The organism is Enterobacter sp. BIDMC93 (assembly GCF_001037805.1).
Lineage (GTDB): Bacteria > Pseudomonadota > Gammaproteobacteria > Enterobacterales > Enterobacteriaceae > Enterobacter > Enterobacter hormaechei_C.
The window spans coordinates 3,581,254-3,600,803 of the sequence record NZ_KQ089962.1 but is presented as its reverse complement, the minus strand read 5'-3'; the positions used below and the strand labels follow the sequence as shown (position 1 = coordinate 3,600,803).

Below are 19,550 nucleotides of genomic sequence, written 5' to 3'. Positions count from 1 at the left end.
CCCATGAAAATATTATCCCCTTTAACGGTATGCCTTGCTGTCCTGCTTAGTGCTGGCTGCGCCGACTCTCTGAAAAGCGACTATCAGCCTCCTGAGGTGAAATATCCTGCCAACTGGTATCAGGCGGATGCTGCGGAGGAGAGGATGCCGTTCGACTGGCAGGCCTTTAACGATCCAGACCTCGACGGCTGGCTGCGGCAGGTGATGGTGCGCAATAACGATGTCGCTGGAGCAGTATTGCGTGTTTATCGCGCCCGCCTGGAAGAAGAGCGGATTGGCATCACAAACGATCCGGGACTAAAAGGTTCGCTCGCGCTTGACGGTAAAAAACAGCTGAACAGCTCAGCCCACTGGAGCAGGGGCAGCGTTGCCAGTATTAATACCAGCTATGAGCTGGATCTGTGGGGCAAAATAGCGCGGCAGCGCGATGCGAAGGCGTGGGCACGTTTTGCCTCGGAAGAGGATCTGCGTTCTGCACGCCTGACGCTGCTTTCAAATGCCAGTAATAATTACTGGCGCTTAGGCTTTATTAACCAGCAGCTGTCTGTCCTGCAACAAAGCATCGACTATGCAAAAGAGACGCTGCGCCTGGCTAACGCGCGCTATGCCGCGGGCGGTGCCTCCTCTCTGGATGTTGTGGATGCTCAGCAGGGCGTGCTTTCGCAGGAAAACAGGCTGGCGGCGTTGAAGAATGAACGTTTACAGGCGCTCAATCAGCAAGCCGTTTTGCTTGGAACCGCGCCGGGCAGCGCGATAGTCGAACCGAAAGCGTTACCAATGGGACCACTGCCGCAGGTCAGTGGAAAGATCCCGGTCAACGTGCTGCGGCATCGACCCGATATCAGCGCTAAAGAGTGGCGGGTACGGGAAGCATTGGCCACCGTTGATGTCCAGCGTACTGCATTTTATCCAGCGTTTAGTCTGACCGGCTCGCTTGGCACCAGCAGCAGCAGCCTTATCGCCTTCCTGGAAAATCCTGTAGGCTCTGTTGGAGCAAACCTGACCCTGCCGTTCCTGGAATGGAGAGAAAGGGGCATGGACGTGAAGATTGCCCGCAACGACTACGAGCAACGGGTTCTGGAGTTTAAACAGGAACTTTACAAGGCGATGAGTAGCATAGAAGATGCGCTTGCTTTGCGTCATCAACTCCTGGAACAGGAGACGCTTCTACGTGAAGGCCTGGAACTGGCGAAAAAATCAGAGAGGCTAAACGAAGTTCGCTATCGCCAGGGCGCGGTGCGAATTTCTTTCTGGCTTGATGCTCAGGAGAAACGCCGTCAGGCCGAACTGGCACTGTATGAAAATCGCTTTAACCAGTTAAATAATCTGGCAAAAATCTATATGGAGTTCGGCGGTTCGGCATCTTTCCCCTGAATTGCGCAGACTCATTTACGTCTGGCAGCAATAGGACTTGCTGCCAGGGCGCAGTTCGCAAGACATCCTTCGTCATTATTCAAACCCATCTCACAAAAATCGTTCCTCCCCTTTGATCGAAATTTCATCTCCGGCTATATGACTAGTCATATCATTTAAATGACTAGTCATATAGGAGGCAACCATGAATCAATCACTGCCAGCCAACTTCTTATGGGGCAACTCGGTGTCGAGCATGCAGACGGAAGGGGCCTGGAATGAGGGCGGAAAGGGGATGTCGGTGTACGACATTCGCGAAGCCGGTGAAAATATCTCTGACTGGAAAGTGGCCACCGACTCCTACCACCGTTATCGGGAAGACTTTGATTTGATGCAGGATCTGGGCATGAACTGCTACCGCTTCCAGATCTCCTGGAGCCGCGTCTGCCCGCAGGGTGACGGCGATTTTAACGACGAGGGTATCGCCTTTTACGACCGCTTTATCGACGATCTGATCGCCCGCGGTATCGAGCCGATGGTCTGCCTCTACCATTTCGATATGCCGCTGGCGCTGGCACAGGAGTACAACGGATTTAACGATCGTCGCGTGGTGGAGGCGTTTATCCGCTACGGCAAAAAGATGATCGACTGCTTTGGTGACCGGGTGAAGTACTGGCTGACCTTTAACGAGCAGAATATTTTCCACATGCCGATAGCCTTCCGCATCTCCGGCTATATGAAGGGGGAGGAAACCCTGCGCGAGCTGTACGAAGTGCAGCATCACACCATGGTGGCGCACATGGCGCTGACCGAGTACCTGCACCAGACTAAGCCGGGCAAGCTGATGGGCGGCATGCTGGCGCACCAGCTGATTTATCCGGCCACCTGCAAACCGCGTGACATCTTCTGCGCCCAGCAGTACGACGAATTCCTCAACCAGAACCTGCTGCGCGTCTTCGCGGGCCAGGGCTACAGCCCGGCGGTGATGGCGGTGGTGGAGCAGGAAGGCTTCGGCGATATCTACCGCGCAGACGATCTCGCGCTGTTTGCGCGCACGAAGAACGACTTTATGGCCTTCAGCTACTACGCCAGCAAAACGCTGGATAGCGATGCCATCCCGGAAGGCACGCCGGTGAACTATTACCTGCTGCACGGCGAGAAAAACAATCCGTACCTGAAGGCCACCGAGTGGAACTGGCAGATCGATCCGCTGGGCTTTCGCACCATCATCACCCGCTATGCCAACGACTGGCGGATGCCAGTATTCCCGATTGAGAACGGCATTGGGGTGATTGAGTCCTGGGATGGCGTAAACCCCATAGAGGATACCTACCGCATCGACTACCACCGGGCGCATATCGAGGCCATGAAAGAGGCGATGTTCGAGGACGGGGCAGAGGTATTGGGCTATCTCGGCTGGGGGTTGATTGACATTCTCAGCTCCCAGGGTGACATGCGCAAGCGCTACGGCGTGGTCTACGTCAACCGTGAAAATCACGACCTGAAAGACCTGAAGCGCGTGCCGAAGAAGAGCTATGCGTGGTTAAAACAGGTAATCCATACCAACGGACGCGAGATGTAAGCCGTACGCTGCCGGGCCGTTTTTGTGACTGATTGATGGGAACTATCCGCTATGTCTGAAACAAAAATAACACCGCACATGCAGTCTTTTGTCGATAAATTTGTTGAGTTCTCGGCGCGCCTGGCAAATCAGGTGCACCTGCGATCCCTGCGCGATGCCTTCGCCACGGTAATGCCGATTTTCATCCTTGCCGGTCTGGCGGTGCTGGTGAACAACGTGGTGTTTCCCTGGATCTTAGAGGGCGGCACGCTCACGCAGTTTAAGGTGTGGGGCGAGGCGATCATCAACGGCACGCTGAACACCGCCGCGCTGCTGCTGGCGCCGATGATCGCCTGGTCGCTGGCGCGCAACAAAGATTTCGACAATCCGGTCTCGGCAGTGGTTATCGCCGTCAGCAGTTTCATCATCATGATGCCGATGCGCTTACAGATTACCCCCGTCGGCAGCGACGCCACGGTAAACGTTACCCAGGTGCTGACGTTCGCCAATATCGGCTCCACCGGGATTTTCGCCGGGGTGCTGATTGGGCTGCTCTCAACCGAGCTGTTTATCGCCATTTCACGGCTGAAGGCGCTGCACATTTCGCTGGGGGAGAACGTACCGCCAGCGGTGAGCAAATCCTTTACCGCGCTGATCCCGACGATCCTCACGCTCTCCCTGTTTGCGGTGCTGGCGGCTATACTGGCGAACGTGCTGCACACGGATCTGATCCATCTCATTACGACATTTATTCAGCAGCCGCTGCGGCTGATCAACACCAGCCTGCCCGGGACGATCTTCATTTACAGCTTCGGTAACTTCCTGTTCACGCTCGGTATTCATCAGTCGGTGGTCAACAGCGTGGTGCTGGAGCCATTCCTGCTGATCAATACCAATGAGAATATGCTGGCCTTTGCCAACGGCCAGCCGATCCCGCACATCATCAACAACATCTTTGTGCCGACCTTTGGCATGGTGGGCGGGACGGGCAGCACTATCTCATTGCTGATTGCTATCTTCATCTTCTCAAGACAGAAATCAGCGAAGCAGGTGGCGCGTCTGTCGCTGGCGCCGGGTCTGTTTAACATCAACGAGCCGGTGATTTTCGGCCTGCCGATAGTCTTTAACCTGCCGCTGATGATCCCGTTCGTGCTGCTGCCCGCTATCGGGATTTACTTTGCGTGGCTCTGTACCACGCTGGGGCTCATGTCGCGCTGCGTGGTGATGATCCCGTGGACGACCCCGCCGATCCTCAGCGCCTGGCTGGCGACGGCGGGGGACTGGCGGGCGGTGGTGGTGCAGTTGGCAATCATCGTATTTGGTGTATTCTTCTACCTGCCTTTCCTCAAGATTGCCGAGCGAGTGGCGTTGAAAAACAGCGGGACAGAACACTAATTTAAGGAAGGACGATGGCGGCGAAGTACATCACCATAGCGCGGGAAATCAAGAAACGTATTATTACCCAGCAGTACGCCGCCAATGAACCGCTGCCGGACCAGTTCGCGCTGGCGGCGGAGTTCAGCACCAGCCGGATGACCATTCAGCAGGCAATGCGTCAGCTGATCGTAGAAGGGCTGGTCTACACCCGACAGGGGCAGGGCACGTTCATCCGCAAAAATTTCCTCCAGCTTTCCCAGTGGGATCTCTCCGGCAGCGACTACTTCGGGGCGACCAAAACCTGGGAACATTTAGGCACGGTGACGAGCCAGGTGGTGCACTTCGAGCTGCGCTTCCCGAACGAGAAAGAGCAGGCATCGCTGATGATAAATCCGGATACGCCGATCTATGACTTTATCCGTCTGCGTTTACTGAACGGTGAGCCGATGTCTCTGGACGCCACGGTAATGCCGCTCAATCTGGTGCCCGGCCTGAACAAAACCCATCTTGAAAGTTCGGTATTCCGGTATGTGCAGGAGACGCTGGGGCTGAAGATCATGGGATCGTATCGGGTGGTGCGGGCGCTGAAGCCCAGTGCGCTGGATATGCAGCACCTCGTCTGCGAGCCAACCGACCCGGTGCTGGAGGTAGAGCAGGTGATCTATCTGGAAGATGGTACGCCGCTGGAGTACGCCCATTGTCACTATCGCTATGACCATGGCGGCATCGTTATCGTGAATAACGGATAAAAAAAAGCGGGCCTCGCGGCCCGCTTTTTTAATACTCACGATTAGTTCAGACGCACCGGCATACCGGAACGGTTCTGAATCGCCTGGTCAACGATAGTCGTGTCAACATCCGCCTGAGAGGTGACGGACTGCACCGCGCTGGTCAGCTTAATCGGTACGATTTCGTTGTTGTTGATCTGATCTTCGCTGGTGGACAGCGGGTTATGCACTTCAATGTAACGGCTGCCGTCCGGCTCTGACGTCGCTTTCACCGGTTCGTTAATGAACTGCACGCGCGTACCGACCGGCACGTTATCGAACAGGAATTTGATGTCTTCATTACGCAGACGCACGCAGCCGTGGCTTACGCGCAGGCCGATACCGAAGTTGGCGTTAGTACCGTGGATGGCATACAGACGTCCAATGTACAGCGCGTACAGACCCATCGGGTTATCCGGGCCGGCAGGCACAACGGCTGGCAGCGGTTCGCCGGCAGCAATGTACTCAGCGTGCATTTTGGCGGTCGGCGTCCAGGTTGGGCCCGCTTTCTTACGCTCCACTTTAGTGGTCCAGTTCAGCGGAGTGTCTTTACCCAGCTGACCGATACCGATAGGCAGCACGATCACGGTGTTGGTGCCTTTCGGGTAGTAATACAGACGCATTTCGGCGCTGTTAATCACGATACCTTCGTGCACGGTATCCGGCAGGATCAGCTGCTGTGGAATGTTGAGTACGGTACCCGCTTTCGGCAGATACGGGTCAACGCCCGGGTTCGCCTCCAGCATGTTCGACAGGCCGAGCTGATACTGCGCCGCGAAGTATTCCAGCGGCTGAGAGTTCCCTTCCGGCACCGTCACCACCTGGTTTTCACCCACCAGACGGCTTCCGTCTGTCGGCAGGGGATACGTCACCGCAGACGCGGTCTTACAAAAACCTACTACGGCTAACGCCGCCGCAAAAAGCGTTGTTAATTTCATGTTCATGTTATGCGAGGTATCTAAGCCATTCTGGCGATGAGTTGATAAGTCTGAATCGGTAATGGGAGCGCATTATATGTGCATTCCCGTTAACTGGGAATTCAGATGTGTACGAAATCACATTTTTTTCGATTTTGTTAAAGTTTAGTGGATTACCGCAACACGGGATCTCAATTCGGAATTGTGGCATAATGCCGCGTTTATCACACTTTTCGCAGGAATCTCTCCGTGTTAGTTACCAGCAACGTCACTATGCAGTTTGGCAGTAAGCCGCTGTTCGAAAACATTTCCGTCAAATTTGGCGGCGGCAACCGTTACGGCCTGATTGGTGCCAACGGTAGCGGAAAATCCACCTTTATGAAGATCCTCGGCGGTGACCTGGAGCCAACGCTCGGTAACGTGTCGCTCGACCCTAACGAGCGCATCGGTAAGCTGCGTCAGGATCAGTTCGCCTTCGAAGAGTTCACCGTGCTCGACACCGTGATCATGGGGCACGCGGAGCTGTGGGAAGTGAAGCAGGAGCGCGATCGTATCTACGGTCTCGCTGAGATGAGCGAAGAAGATGGTTACAAAGTGGCCGACCTGGAAACGCAATACGGCGAAATGGACGGCTACTCTGCGGAAGCGCGTGCGGGCGAACTGCTGCTGGGCGTCGGTATTCCGGTTGAACAGCATTACGGCCCGATGAGCGAAGTCGCGCCAGGCTGGAAGCTGCGTGTGCTGCTGGCACAGGCGCTGTTCTCTAATCCGGACATCCTGCTGCTCGACGAACCGACGAACAACCTGGACATCGACACCATCCGCTGGCTGGAGCAGACGCTGAACGATCGCGACAGCACCATGATCATCATCTCGCACGACCGTCACTTCCTGAACATGGTGTGTACTCACATGGCGGATCTGGACTACGGCGAGCTGCGCGTTTATCCGGGCAACTACGACGAATACATGACGGCGGCAACCCAGGCGCGCGAGCGTCTGCTGGCCGACAACGCCAAGAAGAAAGCGCAGATTGCTGACCTGCAATCCTTCGTCAGCCGCTTCAGCGCCAACGCCTCTAAATCGCGCCAGGCAACGTCGCGTGCCCGTCAGATCGACAAAATCAAGCTGGAAGAGGTTAAAGCCTCCAGCCGTCAGAACCCGTTCATCCGCTTCGAGCAGGACAAGAAGCTGTTCCGTAACGCGCTGGAAGTGGAAGCCCTCACCAAAGGCTTCGATGAAGGCCCGCTGTTCAAAAACTTCAACCTGCTGCTGGAAGTGGGCGAGAAGATTGCCATCCTCGGCGCCAACGGCGTGGGTAAATCCACTATGCTGAAAACCCTGGTGGGTGAACTGCAACCGGATAACGGTACCGTGAAATGGTCTGAAAACGCGCAGATTGGTTACTACGCGCAGGACCATGAATATGAGTTTGAAAACGATCTGACCGTCTTCGACTGGATGAGCCAGTGGAAGCAGGAAGGCGACGACGAGCAGGCGGTACGCAGCATTCTGGGGCGTCTGCTGTTCAGCCAGGACGACATCAAAAAGCCCGCCAAAGTGCTCTCCGGTGGTGAAAAGGGCCGTATGCTGTTCGGCAAGCTGATGATGGAAAAACCGAATATTCTGGTGATGGACGAACCGACTAACCACCTGGATATGGAATCTATTGAGTCGCTGAACATGGCGCTGGAGATGTATCAGGGCACCCTGATCTTCGTCTCTCACGACCGGGAGTTCGTCAGCTCACTGGCGACCCGCGTGATCGAAATTACGCCAGAGCGCGTGGTGGACTTCACCGGTAACTACGAAGATTACCTGCGCAGTAAAGGTATCGAGAGTTAAAAAAATAGCCGGGTGGCGGCTTCGCCTTACCCGGCCTACGTTCTATCCCCTCTCCCTGTGGGAGAGGGTTAGGGTGAGGGCAACAGGCCGCACTACACCACCCACTCGCTCCCTTCAACTCCATTCACCCGCAGCGTACGTTTTTCCCCCGCCGGTAATGACACCTTCAGCGCCTTCCATGCCGGACGATAGTCGCCGCGCGCGTTGACCTTCAGGTTGATACTTGCGCCGTCGCACTCCATCTCCCATTCCACCCACAGCGCGTTGCCGTTCTGGTAGCCCCAGCTTTCGCCGTCATCCTCAAACAGCAGCCCGGCGGTGGTGCCGACGCCTTTCACCGGGAACAGTTTCAGCTCACGGGTATCGTCTTTATCTGCGCTCACGTGACGGATGCGCTCGCTGAGCGGCAAACCGGCCCCGGCGCGTACCAGCAGCGGCAGCTTTTCCAGCGGCGCATCAAGGACGATCGATTGCCCGCCCGCATACCACGCGTGAGTGTAAAAATCGTACCAGCCGGTTTCGTTATCCGGCAGCCAGACGCGGCGCTCGCGCTGCCCGGCTTCGACGACGCTGACCACCAGCAGGTCACGGCCCAGCAGGAAGTCGTCGCACTCTTCAAACGTCTGCGCATCGTGCTCATGATCGAGGAAGGTCGGGCGCAGCATCGGCTCGTCGTCGGCGTGCGCCTGCCAGAGCAGGGTGTAGAGATACGGCAGCAGGCGGTAGCGCAGTTCAATGGCGCTGCGAATCGCAGGCGTGACGCCCGGGTACATCCACGGCTCGTTCACGGTATGGTCATCGTTCCACGAATGGATGGTAAAGCGCGGGTGCATCACGCCGTTCTGTACCCAGCGCACGAACAGCTCGGCATCCGGCTTGTCGCCGGAGAAACCGCCGACGTCGTGACCGACGTTGAACAGTCCGGACAGGCTCATGCCCAGCCCCATGCGGATGTTATAGCGCAGGGTGTCCCAGTTAGTGCGGTTGTCGCCGCTCCAGGTCTGAACGTAGCGCTGCATCCCTGCGCAGCCGGAGCGGGAGATCAGATACGGACGTTTCTCCGGCGCAAAGCGCTGCTGCGCTTCCAGCGAGGCGCGCATCATCAGCAGCGGCATCACCGGGCGAATGTGCTTGATGGCGATCTCCTGACCGAAGCCATAGCAGCGCGCTTCCCCGTCCCACACTTCATACTCGTTGTTGTCGTTCCAGGTGGAGTCGATGCCCATCTCCAGCAGCTGCGTGGTCACGCCGTTCTGCCACCACTGCACCGTCTGCGGGTTGGTGAAGTCGAGATGCGATCCTTCGTCATCCCAGAAGCTGGAACGTTCAGGCGCATCGGTTTCTGAATCACGAATGAACAGGCCGCGTTCCGCCACTTCGCTGTAGCGGGGATGATCCTGCAACAGACACGGCTTGATGTTGGCCGCAAGCCGCAGCCCCGCGTCGTGGAACGCCTGGCTCATCACCTTCGGCTGCGGCACTTTGTCGTAGTTCCAGTTAAAGACGTAGCGCTTGCCGTTAATCGAGGTATAGCCGGAGGAGAGCTGGAACGAGTCGCACGGAATGGCATGCTCATCGCACAGGCGGATGAAGTTCATCAGCTGGTTTTGCGCGTCCGGCGCGTCGGTGTAGTGCATGGTCGAGCCGCTGTAGCCCAGGCTCCACTTCGGTCCGAACAGCGTTTTCCCCGTCAGGCGCACGAAGGCTTTGGTCACGTCCAGCACGCGCTTGCCGGTGAAGAGGTAGTAGTCAATATCGCCCGCTTCCGCCTGCCAGCGGCGGTAGGCAGTGTGATAGTTGTCGATCTCGTTACCCAGATCCAGCCAGCAGCTGCTCAGGTTATCGTAGAACAGACCGTAGCTCACGTCATCGCGACGGGTGAGGGTGAACGGGATGTGCTTGTAAAGCGGATCGGTGCTGGCCGCGTTATAGCCCATCGCGTCCAGGTTACGCATCTCATAGCGTTTGCCGTTGCGCTGTAAATCACCCGCTTTCTCACCCAGACCGTAAAAACGTTCATCCTTACGACGGCTAAGATAGTGCGCCACGCCGTCACCGTGGGCGTTCAGCAGGTAGGCGCTGGTCGGGCGGTCATTGACCAGCGGCTGCCACTCGCCCGTCTCATTGCGGTAGTGCCACTCCAGCCACAGCGGCTGGTGGACGGTGACGCGCAGCTGTTCAGTCGCTACGGTTAACGTGTCGTCCTGCTGCGTCAGCGTCCAGGCAGGGCAGGTGAAGCCGCTGACATCGTCACGACGGCGGCCTTCCCACGGCACATCTTGTTCCGGCGCGATGCTCCAGGTGCGGTTCAGCGCCAGCTCGCCTTTACGTTTGATCAGCACACGGAACAGATTCTCTTCCAGCACATACAGACACAGGCGGTGCTGATTATCGACCAGCAGTTCCAGATGGTTTGCTGACTGCTTATCTACGGTCCAGTTTTTCAGGGTTTTCATATGCAATACATCCACTATCAGGCGCGCTTGGCGCGACGTTCAGCAATAAATGCCACCAGGAAGACAGCGCCAAGCAGGTCAAAGAAGCCCATGGCGATAAAGAGCGGGTTGAAGCCGATTTTGTCGGCGGTCACCCCAATCAAAAGGGAGAACAGGAAGCTGGCGATCCACGCCGCCGAGCCGCGCATGCCGTTGACCGTCGCCATCTGGCCTTTGTCGAACGACTCCACGACCAGCGCGCTCAGCATGCAGGAGATGATCTGGTGCCCGAAGCCGCCGATGGAGATCAGCACGATGGTGATATACGGGTCGCGGGTCACGGCCACGACGGCCAGAGAAATCATCAGAAACGCGCCGGTGACGGAGCTGGCTACCACCGAGTTGACGCGGGTGCAGCCAAACCAGCGGGTGTAGAGCCGGGTCAGGTAGCCGCTCGCCACGCTGCCGAGGTCGGCGGCCAGGAACGGCAGCCAGGCGAACATCGCGATCTGCTTCAGGTCCATACCGTGCTCTTTGGCGAGGTACAGCGGCACCCAGAAGCTCAGCACGGCCCAGGCCGGTTCCGCCATAAAGGCCGGGATGGCGATACCGTAGAACCGTTTGTTCTTCGAGACGGTCTTCAGCGCGGTCAGGAAGGGCAGTTTGACCGGCGCAGGTTCGTTATCCTGCTTGATAAACGCCAGCTCATCGCGGCTCAGGTTTGGGTGCTGTTCCGGGTTGTGATAAAACGCCCACCACAGGATCACCCACAGCAGCGCCAGCACGCCGGTAAACATAAACGCACCCTGCCAGCCGAACGACGCGTGAGCAAAGTAGATGATAGGCGGGGCCAGCATGGCCCCAATGGAGAAGCCTACCCCCGCCCAGCCTGCGGCAACAGGGCGCTCTGATTTCGGGAACCATTCACCGATGGTTTTGGCGTTCGCTGGCGTGGCGGCGGCTTCGGACGCACCCATAAAGAAGCGCAGAATCGCCAGGTGCAGCCAGCTTCCGGCACCCGCGTGGAAGATACACATCAGCGCCCAGATCCCGGCGCAGACCATAAAGCCGATTTTCAGGCCGATAACGTCAATCAGCCAGCCGCACAGGGGCTGGAAAATGGTGTAGGCGATCTGGAACGCGCCGACGATCCAGGAGTACTGCTCGGTGGTGATCCCGAGGCTCTCTTTCAGTTCAGGGGCGAGAATACCTAACGAATTACGGGTGATGTAGTTAACGGTCACGCCGAGAAGAAACAGCACCAGTACGTACCAGCGCAGGTTCCTGATGACGCGACGTGTTTTGCTTGTCGCAACTGTGTTATTGATGTCCTGACTCATTTTCTTCTCCACAAGACGGACGGTAAGGGGACAAAGGTTCAGGTGTCACACAGCGTCAGGCGTTTGAAAGTTATCTGTTTTAGAGCGCTAAGCTGCTATACAACTAGTATGGAAGTTGTGTGACAGGTTCACCTTAAGAAAGAAATTGGGCAGGGAATAGTGGATTTTGTGCAAACTTTCTCATAACCGAGGTTTAATTTTCGGCATTATGGCCTTCTCGCAAGTTATTACCTGATAAACAAGTTGTGAAAATTTTTTCATTTCACATCCGGAGCCAGATCACAAAATGGACAAAAGGCTTAAAATCACCGAAATCGCCGCCCGGACGCAGCTCTCCATCAGCACCGTTTCTCGCGTGCTGGCGGGGAAGGCAAACACCAGCGAAAAAGCACGGGCAAAGGTGCTGGCGTGCGCGCGGGAGCTGGGGGTAATGGACGGCATGGCGGCGGGGCGTCTGCTGCTTAACAGCCTGGTGGTGTTTGCCCCGCAGCGGGCGTTTGACGAGCGGTCCGACATCTTTTACTACCGCGTCATCCAGAGCGTGAGCAAAGGGCTGGCCTCGCACGAGGTTCGCCTGCGTTACTGTGCGCTGGAGGAGAACGACAGCGATGCCCAGCTGTTTCTGGCCCGCATGAACGAAGCGGACACTCAGGCGGCGATCCTCCTCGGTATCGACGATCCGCATATCCACGATCTGGCGGTAGACATGGGCAAACCCTGCATGCTGATTAACTGCCGGGACCGCCACATGCGCCTGCCCGCCGTCGCGCCGGATCATCGCGCGATTGGCGAGCGGGCGGCAGAGTACCTGTTCGAGATGGGGCACCGGGAGGTGATGAACGTGCTGTGCCTGCGACGCTACACCATGGAGCTGCGCCTGTCCGGGATCCGCGACGCGTGGCACGGTCATAACCTCAGGTTCAGCGACAGGCGCGACCTGCTGATGGTGTCCAGCTTCAGCGCCAGAGAGACGGAGCAGCTGGTAAGCGAGTGGCTTCACCAGCAGAAAGGGAAGGACCTGCCGACGGCGTTCCTGGTTGGTGGTGATTTTATGGCGGCGGGGACCATCAGCGCGCTGCAAAAACACGGTCTGCGCGTGCCGCAGGATGTCTCGGTGATGAGCATCGACGGCTTTAATCTCGCGGCGATTCAGGATGTGCCCTTAACCGCGGTACATGTTCCGCGTGATGAGCTGGGAACGGAAGCGGTGCATATGCTCCAGCAGCGGCTGATGCGCCCGGATGCGCCGGTGGGAACATTGCTGCTAAACGGCACGCTGACCGTGCGGGAGTCGGTACGGCGGATACGTCAGGGGAAACGACGTACCGCCGTAGAGCGGGAAGGGCTGTACGACGGTTAAGCCATGCCCAGCGCGCGCCTGCCGTGGATGTTGAGATCGGCCACGGTAAAGCGGCCCTGCCAGCTTTTCTCATAATCCTCGCGCGGGAAATCGCCCGGTGACGCGCCGGTTTCCAGCGCTTCCTTGACCTTTTTCGCATAGGCGAGATTCTTCTCGCACATTGGCGCGGCAGGAATATACATCACGTTGCCCCAGCCCTGCTGATTTTCCACCGGCGCGACGGAGTGGATCACATCGCAGTGCCACCACACGGAATCACCGGCTTCCAGCGCCGGAATGCTGGTTAACGCTTCGATCAGCAGCGGATGCCACTTCTCAGAAATCGGCAGCACGCGCCCCGGCGCCACGCCGCACAGCTCGTCTTCCGGCACGTCGTCCAGCAGCGGACGCAGCAGAATATAGGCCATTGCCTCCGGGATCGGCACCACGTGCAGCAAGCCCTGTCCGGGGATCATGTCCGACAGCGCCGTCCAGCCCTGGAAGGTGCGGAACACCGAGCATTTGGTGGTGTTATCGACGGTGTACTCTTCCACTTCGGTACGATGCGCGGCATTCCACGGATCGTATTTCTCAACGTTGCCGTCAAACACGCGGGCAAAGACCTGCTGATAAGCGGGCAGCAGCCAGCGCTCCAGCGCGCCAGAATCGGTGTGTGCGCCAAGTCCTTTCGAGGTGGTTCCGGGCGGGCGGCGGCGGATGCGGTCAGGGTAAATCACGCGCACGTCCGGGTCGAACCACTGTTTACCGTTGCTCTCAAATGTCCATAAACGGTTCAGGAATGACTGTACCTGCGCCATCTCTTCACTCTGGCGCGCCTGCATTTGCGCCTGAGACCAGTAGATCGGATAAATCTCCGGACGAGAGGCCGTTAAGGTGCCGAAGAAGTTATCGCCGGGTCCTTTGTACACCTCGTCAAATTTGTTCAGATCGAGGTAGTCAAGCATCGACTGATCCCACGCCAGCGCCTGCTCGCGCGGGAAGTGGTCTTTGATCACCGCGCAGCCGCGACGTTTAACGGCTTCGCGCTGTTCGGCGGTGATCGTGCCGTTTTTCACGTCGGCAAAAGGGATCACTGGCCAGACGGTTTCGCCTTTGTTTTTGAGAGCGTTGATTTCCGCCACGCGGGTGGCGATTTTATCGCTGAGCCGGTCGAACACCGCCTGCACGTCGCCGATCTGCGCGCGTAATTCACGTTTCATCTGACGGATTGCCGCTTTATGGTCCGCTGGCAACGTTTCGCTGGTAAAGGTCATAACTGCCTCGCATCTTTCATTCGAAAGTAAAAGTGTCTACAAGTGATACTTTAAGTTAAAAAAAAGTTAATGCAAGTTTAAAACCTTGACGGGTGCCACAGGATGGGAAAAGAGTGAGAGGCCGGAGCGAGGCTCCGGCAGGTAGGGGGATCAGGCGTCGAACAGGGAGTGCGCGTCGAGCACGGCCTGAATCACATTCAGCGCGCCCTGATGGTTGTTATCGTCGGTAGTGTAACGGCTGACCTCTTTAATGCTGTCCGCCGCGTTGCCCATCGCAAAGGAGTATTTCACCAGCTTCAGCATTTCCGCATCGTTGCCGCTGTCGCCAATGCCGACGCACGCCTGAGGTGAGACTTTCCAGCGTTTAAGCAGGCGGCTGATGCCGTTGGCCTTGTGCAGGCCGGGGATAATCAAATCGACAAAACCGAAGCCGCTGGTGACCGGCTTCATGATGCCGTCCAGGGAGACATGCAGTTTATCAACCAGATTCGGGATATCGCTGTCCGGCAGGTTCAGGGAGAATTTAAACAGCACGTCGTCAATTTCGCGGTAATCGCTGATGGGTTTTAAGCGATGGTAGTGTTTCGACATCAGCTTCACGAACGCTTCTGGTGCTTTATCGCTGACGTACGCGCTCTCCAGCCCGCAGGCCACAAAGTTCAGCCCTTTGTCTTTCAGCAACTCGCCAATGACGATTTGCGACTCATGACGCGTCAGCTCGCCGTGGAAAATCTGTTCGCCGTGATCGAAGACCAACGCGCCGTTTTCCGCGACGAAGGAGATCTGATCTTTCAGCTCCGGGAAGAAGGAGATGAGCTGGTAATACTGGTTGCCGCTGGCGACAACAAATTCAATGTCGCGGGCTTTAAGCTGCTCAAACTGTGCCTGGAAGCGGTCACGATCGTACTGCTTGGCATCATCAAGGAAAGTTCCGTCCATATCGGTGACGATAACTTTTACGGTCATACTGTGCTCCTGGGTCACTGCGTTTGAAACATTCTAATAACAAGGTGACGGGGAGCACAAATTTAATTTCGAATGAAAGTCAGAAAGCCGGGTGGCGGCTTCGCCTTACCCGGCCTACGGGGGGACAATGTAGGCCCGGTAAGCGAAGCGCCACCGGGCGTTTTTTTACAGCGTATGCTCAGTACGAGCGATAATATCGTCCTGCGCATCCGGCGACAGGGCGGTGAAGAACGCCGAGTAACCCGCGACGCGCACCACCAGGTCACGATACTGATCCGGGTGTTTCTTCGCTTCCAGCAGCGTTTCGCGGGAGACGATGTTGTACTGAATGTGCCAGCCTTTATGCACCTCGAAGAAGGTGCGCAGCAGCACCATCAGCTTTTGGCGATCGCTGTCGTTTTCCAGCGTCGACGGGTTCAGCTTCTGGTTTAGCAGCACGCCGCCGAGAATCGCTTCCGTCGGCAGTTTACCCACGGAGCCAATCACCGCCGTCGGGCCGAGGTGGTCGGTACCGGAGGCCGGGCTTGCCCCTTCCGCCAGCGGGGTGTGGGCTTTACGGCCGTCCGGCGTTGCCATGGTTGCTGCGCCAAACGGCACGTTTGCGGAGATAGACGACGTGCCCGCATAGTAGTTACCCCCAATCGGGCCGCGGCCGTAGCGTGGGTTATGGTACTGCTTCAGCTCTTCAATGTAGGTTTCGTAGGCACGGGTCAGCAGCAGGTCCACGCTGTCGTCGTCGTTGCCGTACTTCGGCGCGCCGTTGATCAGGCGCTGGCGCAGCTGCTCGTGGGTCAGCCCCTCGAAGTCATCCGCCAGCGCCGCCGCCAGCTGTTGCTGACCGATAACGCCCTGGTCAAACGCCAGCTTCTTCACCGCTGCCAGGCTGTTGCCGAGGTTGGCGATCCCCACCTGTAGGCCGGAAACCCAGTCATACTTCGCGCCGCCCTGCTTAATGCTTTTCGCGCGTTCGATACAGTCGTCCACCAGCGCCGAGCAGAGAATATCGTGGACGTTCTCTTCCAGCATGGTGTCCACCACGTACTCGATCTCAATGGATTTGCGGGTGTAGTAGCGGATCTGGTTATCCCACGCCGCCATGACCTCATCGAAATTCCCGAAGTTACCGGCAGAAAGCGCTTTTTCCTGCGGCAGGAACACCTGGCCGCTGGTGGCGTCGCGACCGCCTTCCAGCGCCGCCAGCATCACGCGGGCGAAGTTGATAAAGCTCATGCCGGTGCAGCGATAGCCCCACTTGCCGCCGACGGCGGTTTCGATGCAGCCAATCGCCGCATAGTCATACGCGTCCTCTCGTTCCACGCCGAGCTTGATAAATTCCGGGATCACGATTTCATCGTTGTTAAACGCCGGCATCCCGAAGCCGCAGCGGATCACCTGCACGCAGGCGTCGAGGAAGTCGTTGCTCATGCCCGCGTGGTAGCGCACGCTCAGGTTCGGCTGGGTGGAGCGCAGACGGCCGCAGGATTCGAGAATGGCGTAAGAGAGCGGGTTGACCGCGTCCATCGGTTCACCGTTGACCAGCTTCTGGCCGCCGATGGTGACGTTCTGATACAGCGGGCTGCCCGCAGAGGCTTTGGAGTGCGAGCCGGAGCGGATTTTGTTCACTTCCAGCAGCTTCAGCCAGCAGCTGTGCAGCAGCTCAATGGCGTGCTCGCGATCCAGACTCTGGTCCAGCTCCACGTCGCGGCGGTAGTACGGGTAAAGGTACTGGTCCATACGGGCAAAGGAGACGGAGTGACCGTTGGACTCAATTTGCAGGATCAGCTGAATGAAGTAGCACAGCTGTAGCGCCTGCCAGAAGGTTTTTGGCGGTTGGTGGGCGATGATGTCGCAGTTTTCCGCCATGGCCAGCAGCTCGTCGCGGCGGCTGTCGCGGGTTTCTGTCGCGGCCATTTCACGCGCCAGGTCGGCAAAGCGTTTGATGTGCAGGCTTACGGCTTCCAGCACGATATCAATGGCTTTCAGGAACTGGTCGCCGTGCAGATCGTCCAGCACCGTCAGGTTGATGCGCGTCCGGCGCTCGGCCACTTTCGCGCGCAGGCCGTCGAGACCTTTCTCCAGCACCAGCGGGAAATTCACCGCCAGGTGTGCGTCACCGGAGGTCATGTTGCCTTCCGCTTTGATGATGCCGGTTTCCAGCAGGCCTTTCTGCTCGTCGGTAAACATGCCGTAGCAGCGATCCTGCACCGTCTGGCCGCGCCACCACGGGCAGATCGCATGCAGGACGCGCTTGTTCTCTTCGCTCACCGCAAAGCCCGCGCCCGGACGGTCCGCCAGATCGTCAATCTCTTTCTCAATCCAGGAGACGGTATATTCCGGGAAAATCGGCGCGGCGCGCACTTCGCTTGCCTGGTTACCGATAATCAGCTCGTCGTGTTTGATCCAGATGGTGCGTTTTGCCAGGTGATGCGCCAGCGCCAGCGCGCGACGTACCGGGATCGGCTTGTCCAGATGCTGCTGATACATTTCGGTATAGTGCTGCGCGCGCTCGGTACAGACCGGCGGCTTAACGATATGTACCAGCGCCGTTTTGTGCGCCTTGATGCGCTCGCTGAGGGTGTTAAGATTCAGGGTGGTCATAAGTTTATCCTCGTAAGGTCGCGGTTAACCCTTTCTGGCAGGCATACTGCTGTGCGAAGTCCAGCAGGGCAGGGTTATCCAGCGGTTTGTCAGGGGCAGAGTAGGGTTGGCCGAGCAGGGTGTATTTGTTCATGCCCAGCGTGTGATACGGCAGAAAATGAATATCGTGAACGCCGAGTTCGTCGGCGGCGAAATTGGTAATGGCGGTAACCGACGCTTCATCGGCGTTAAAGCCCTGGATCAGCGGCACGCGAATGGTGATTTTTTTCCCGGCGGCAGCCAGGCGCTTCAGGTTGTCCAGGATCCGTCTGGCTGAGCCATCGGTCCACTGTTTGAATACGTCACTGTCCACATGCTTCAGGTCCGCCAGGAACAGATCGACATACGGCAGTGACGGCTCGATATAATGCCAGGGGACGTGAAGGCAGGTTTCAACGGCGGTATGAATGCCTTGTTCATGGCTGGCTTTAAACAGGGCATGTGCCAGCGCCGGGTTCATGAACGGCTCGCCGCCGGAGAGGGTGATCCCGCCGCCGCTGCGGTCGTAGAAGGGCTTGTCGCGCAGCACGGTGGCCATAATCTCCTCCACCTGCTTCTCTTCACCGCAGACGGTAAGCGCCTGCGTCGGGCAGCAGTCGGTAAGGGCAGTGAGCGTCTCGTCGTTAAGCTTCTCACGATGAATGACCAGCCCGTTCAGCGCGCGCTCAACACACCCCGGCGCGGCCTGCTGACACAGGTCACAGCCCTCCAGGCACAGACGGGCATCAAACAGGACGTCCCGCGTGCGGGAGCGGCTTTCCGGGTTCTGACACCAGCGACAGCCCAGCGAGCAGCCTTTCAGGAATACCACGGTTCGAATACCGGGGCCGTCGTGGGTGGAGTAACGCTGTATATTGAAGATCATTTTCTTGCCCTCGAATTACATATGAAGATTAAATTACTTTCGAATGAAAGTTATCTTGATATGGGTCAATTCCTGAGCAGGTTTTGCTGTGATAGGGTAAGTGCAGGCTAATTTTGAGGGTGACATCATGGAACTTTATCTCGACACATCTGACGTTGCGGCAGTCAAAAAGCTGGCGCGTATCTTTCCGCTGGCGGGCGTGACCACTAACCCAAGCATTGTGGCGGCGGGGAAAACGCCTCTGGACGAGCTGCTCCCCGCGCTGCACGACGCGCTGGGCGGCAAGGGCCAGCTGTTCGCCCAGGTGATGGCGAAGACCGCCGAGGGAATGGTGGAAGACGCACGTAAGCTGCGCGCGATAATCAATGACCTGGTGGTGAAAGTGCCCGTGACCGCTGAAGGGCTGGCGGCGATCAAAATGCTGAAAGCAGAAGGGATCCCGACGCTGGGTACGGCGGTGTACGGCGCAGCGCAGGGGATGCTCTCCGCACTGGCGGGGGCTGAGTATGTGGCTCCTTACGTGAACCGCGTGGACGCGCAGGGCGGGGATGGGATCCAGACGGTGGTCGAACTGCAACAGTTGCTGACCCTGCATGCCCCGCAGTCAAAAGTGCTGGCGGCGAGCTTTAAAACCCCGCGCCAGGCGCTGGACTGCCTGCTGGCAGGGTGCGAATCCATCACGCTGCCGCTGGACGTGGCGCAGCAGTTTATTACCTCTCCGGCCGTGGATGCGGCAATTGTGAAGTTTGAGCAGGACTGGCAGGGGGCGTTTGGGCGGACGTCTGTCTGATGCGGTTGCCGGGTGGCGCTAACGCTTACCCGGCCTACGTTTGCATCGCTGTTGCCGGGTGGCGCTGACGCTTACCCGGCCTAC

Annotated in this window: 14 protein-coding genes; 7 read left to right on the top strand and 7 right to left on the bottom strand. The window is 57.7% G+C overall.

Annotated elements, in window-relative coordinates; translation table 11 throughout:
- Window positions 1-3 precede the first annotated feature (3 nt).
- From SK58_RS16890 to SK58_RS16875, 4 genes are all read left to right on the top strand, one after another.
- Entirely contained in the window at window positions 4-1,374 is a 1,371-nt protein-coding gene (locus SK58_RS16890; RefSeq protein ID WP_048220249.1) for a macrolide efflux RND transporter outer membrane subunit EtsC, read from the top strand.
- 184 nt (window positions 1,375-1,558) lie between these two features.
- Window positions 1,559-2,935, top strand: coding sequence for a glycoside hydrolase family 1 protein (locus tag SK58_RS16885; RefSeq protein WP_017693755.1), 1,377 nt, complete (start codon window positions 1,559-1,561; stop codon window positions 2,933-2,935).
- Window positions 2,936-2,986: 51 nt separating this feature from the next.
- Window positions 2,987-4,309 carry a PTS sugar transporter subunit IIC gene (locus SK58_RS16880; RefSeq protein ID WP_048220248.1) on the top strand — a complete coding sequence of 441 codons (1,323 nt, stop codon included), beginning with the start codon at window positions 2,987-2,989 and terminating at the stop codon, window positions 4,307-4,309.
- Window positions 4,310-4,323: 14 nt separating this feature from the next.
- Complete coding sequence (locus SK58_RS16875) at window positions 4,324-5,040, top strand: GntR family transcriptional regulator (RefSeq protein ID WP_015571043.1); 717 nt, start codon at window positions 4,324-4,326, stop codon at window positions 5,038-5,040.
- 41 nt (window positions 5,041-5,081) lie between these two features.
- On the opposite strand, the gene ldtB is transcribed toward SK58_RS16875, so the two are convergent.
- Complete coding sequence (gene ldtB / locus SK58_RS16870) at window positions 5,082-6,002, bottom strand: L,D-transpeptidase (RefSeq protein WP_015571042.1); 921 nt, start codon at window positions 6,000-6,002, stop codon at window positions 5,082-5,084.
- Window positions 6,003-6,224: 222 nt separating this feature from the next.
- Between ldtB and SK58_RS16865 the strand changes: the two genes are divergently transcribed.
- The gene (locus SK58_RS16865) at window positions 6,225-7,820 is read left to right on the top strand and encodes an ABC-F family ATPase (RefSeq protein ID WP_003858434.1); all 1,596 of its coding nucleotides are present in this window, start codon (window positions 6,225-6,227) and stop codon (window positions 7,818-7,820) included.
- A 92-nt stretch (window positions 7,821-7,912) separates the two neighbouring features.
- Here SK58_RS16865 and SK58_RS16860 read toward each other — a convergent pair whose 3' ends face one another.
- Both SK58_RS16860 and SK58_RS16855 read right to left on the bottom strand, forming a co-directional pair.
- Window positions 7,913-10,276: a glycoside hydrolase family 31 protein gene (locus SK58_RS16860; protein ID WP_048220247.1), complete on the bottom strand. Its 2,364-nt coding sequence runs from the start codon at window positions 10,274-10,276 to the stop codon at window positions 7,913-7,915.
- Between the two features lie 17 nt (window positions 10,277-10,293).
- Window positions 10,294-11,595, bottom strand: a complete 1,302-nt coding sequence (locus SK58_RS16855; protein ID WP_017384901.1) for an MFS transporter — start codon at window positions 11,593-11,595, stop codon at window positions 10,294-10,296.
- Window positions 11,596-11,881: 286 nt separating this feature from the next.
- Between SK58_RS16855 and SK58_RS16850 the strand changes: the two genes are divergently transcribed.
- Window positions 11,882-12,955, top strand: coding sequence for a LacI family DNA-binding transcriptional regulator (locus tag SK58_RS16850; protein WP_032647812.1), 1,074 nt, complete (start codon window positions 11,882-11,884; stop codon window positions 12,953-12,955).
- On the opposite strand, the gene SK58_RS16845 is transcribed toward SK58_RS16850, so the two are convergent.
- The 4 genes from SK58_RS16845 to SK58_RS16830 all read right to left on the bottom strand — a co-directional run bounded on the left by SK58_RS16845 (window position 12,952) and on the right by SK58_RS16830 (window position 18,676).
- Window positions 12,952-14,208, bottom strand: a complete 1,257-nt coding sequence (locus SK58_RS16845; RefSeq protein WP_048220246.1) for a DUF1479 domain-containing protein — start codon at window positions 14,206-14,208, stop codon at window positions 12,952-12,954. The genes SK58_RS16850 and SK58_RS16845 overlap by 4 nt on opposite strands.
- A 150-nt stretch (window positions 14,209-14,358) precedes the next feature.
- Window positions 14,359-15,174, bottom strand: a complete 816-nt coding sequence (locus tag SK58_RS16840; RefSeq protein WP_017384898.1) for a Cof-type HAD-IIB family hydrolase — start codon at window positions 15,172-15,174, stop codon at window positions 14,359-14,361.
- Window positions 15,175-15,339: 165 nt separating this feature from the next.
- Window positions 15,340-17,772, bottom strand: a complete 2,433-nt coding sequence (locus SK58_RS16835; protein WP_048220245.1) for a formate C-acetyltransferase/glycerol dehydratase family glycyl radical enzyme — start codon at window positions 17,770-17,772, stop codon at window positions 15,340-15,342.
- 4 nt (window positions 17,773-17,776) lie between these two features.
- On the bottom strand, window positions 17,777-18,676 hold the full coding sequence (locus SK58_RS16830; RefSeq protein WP_048220244.1) for a glycyl-radical enzyme activating protein: 900 nt from the start codon (window positions 18,674-18,676) through the stop codon (window positions 17,777-17,779).
- A gap of 127 nt (window positions 18,677-18,803) precedes the next feature.
- Between SK58_RS16830 and fsa the strand changes: the two genes are divergently transcribed.
- Window positions 18,804-19,466 (top strand): fructose-6-phosphate aldolase, encoded by a 663-nt coding sequence (fsa, locus tag SK58_RS16825; protein ID WP_047746851.1) that lies wholly within the window; start codon window positions 18,804-18,806, stop codon window positions 19,464-19,466.
- Window positions 19,467-19,550 lie beyond the last annotated feature (84 nt).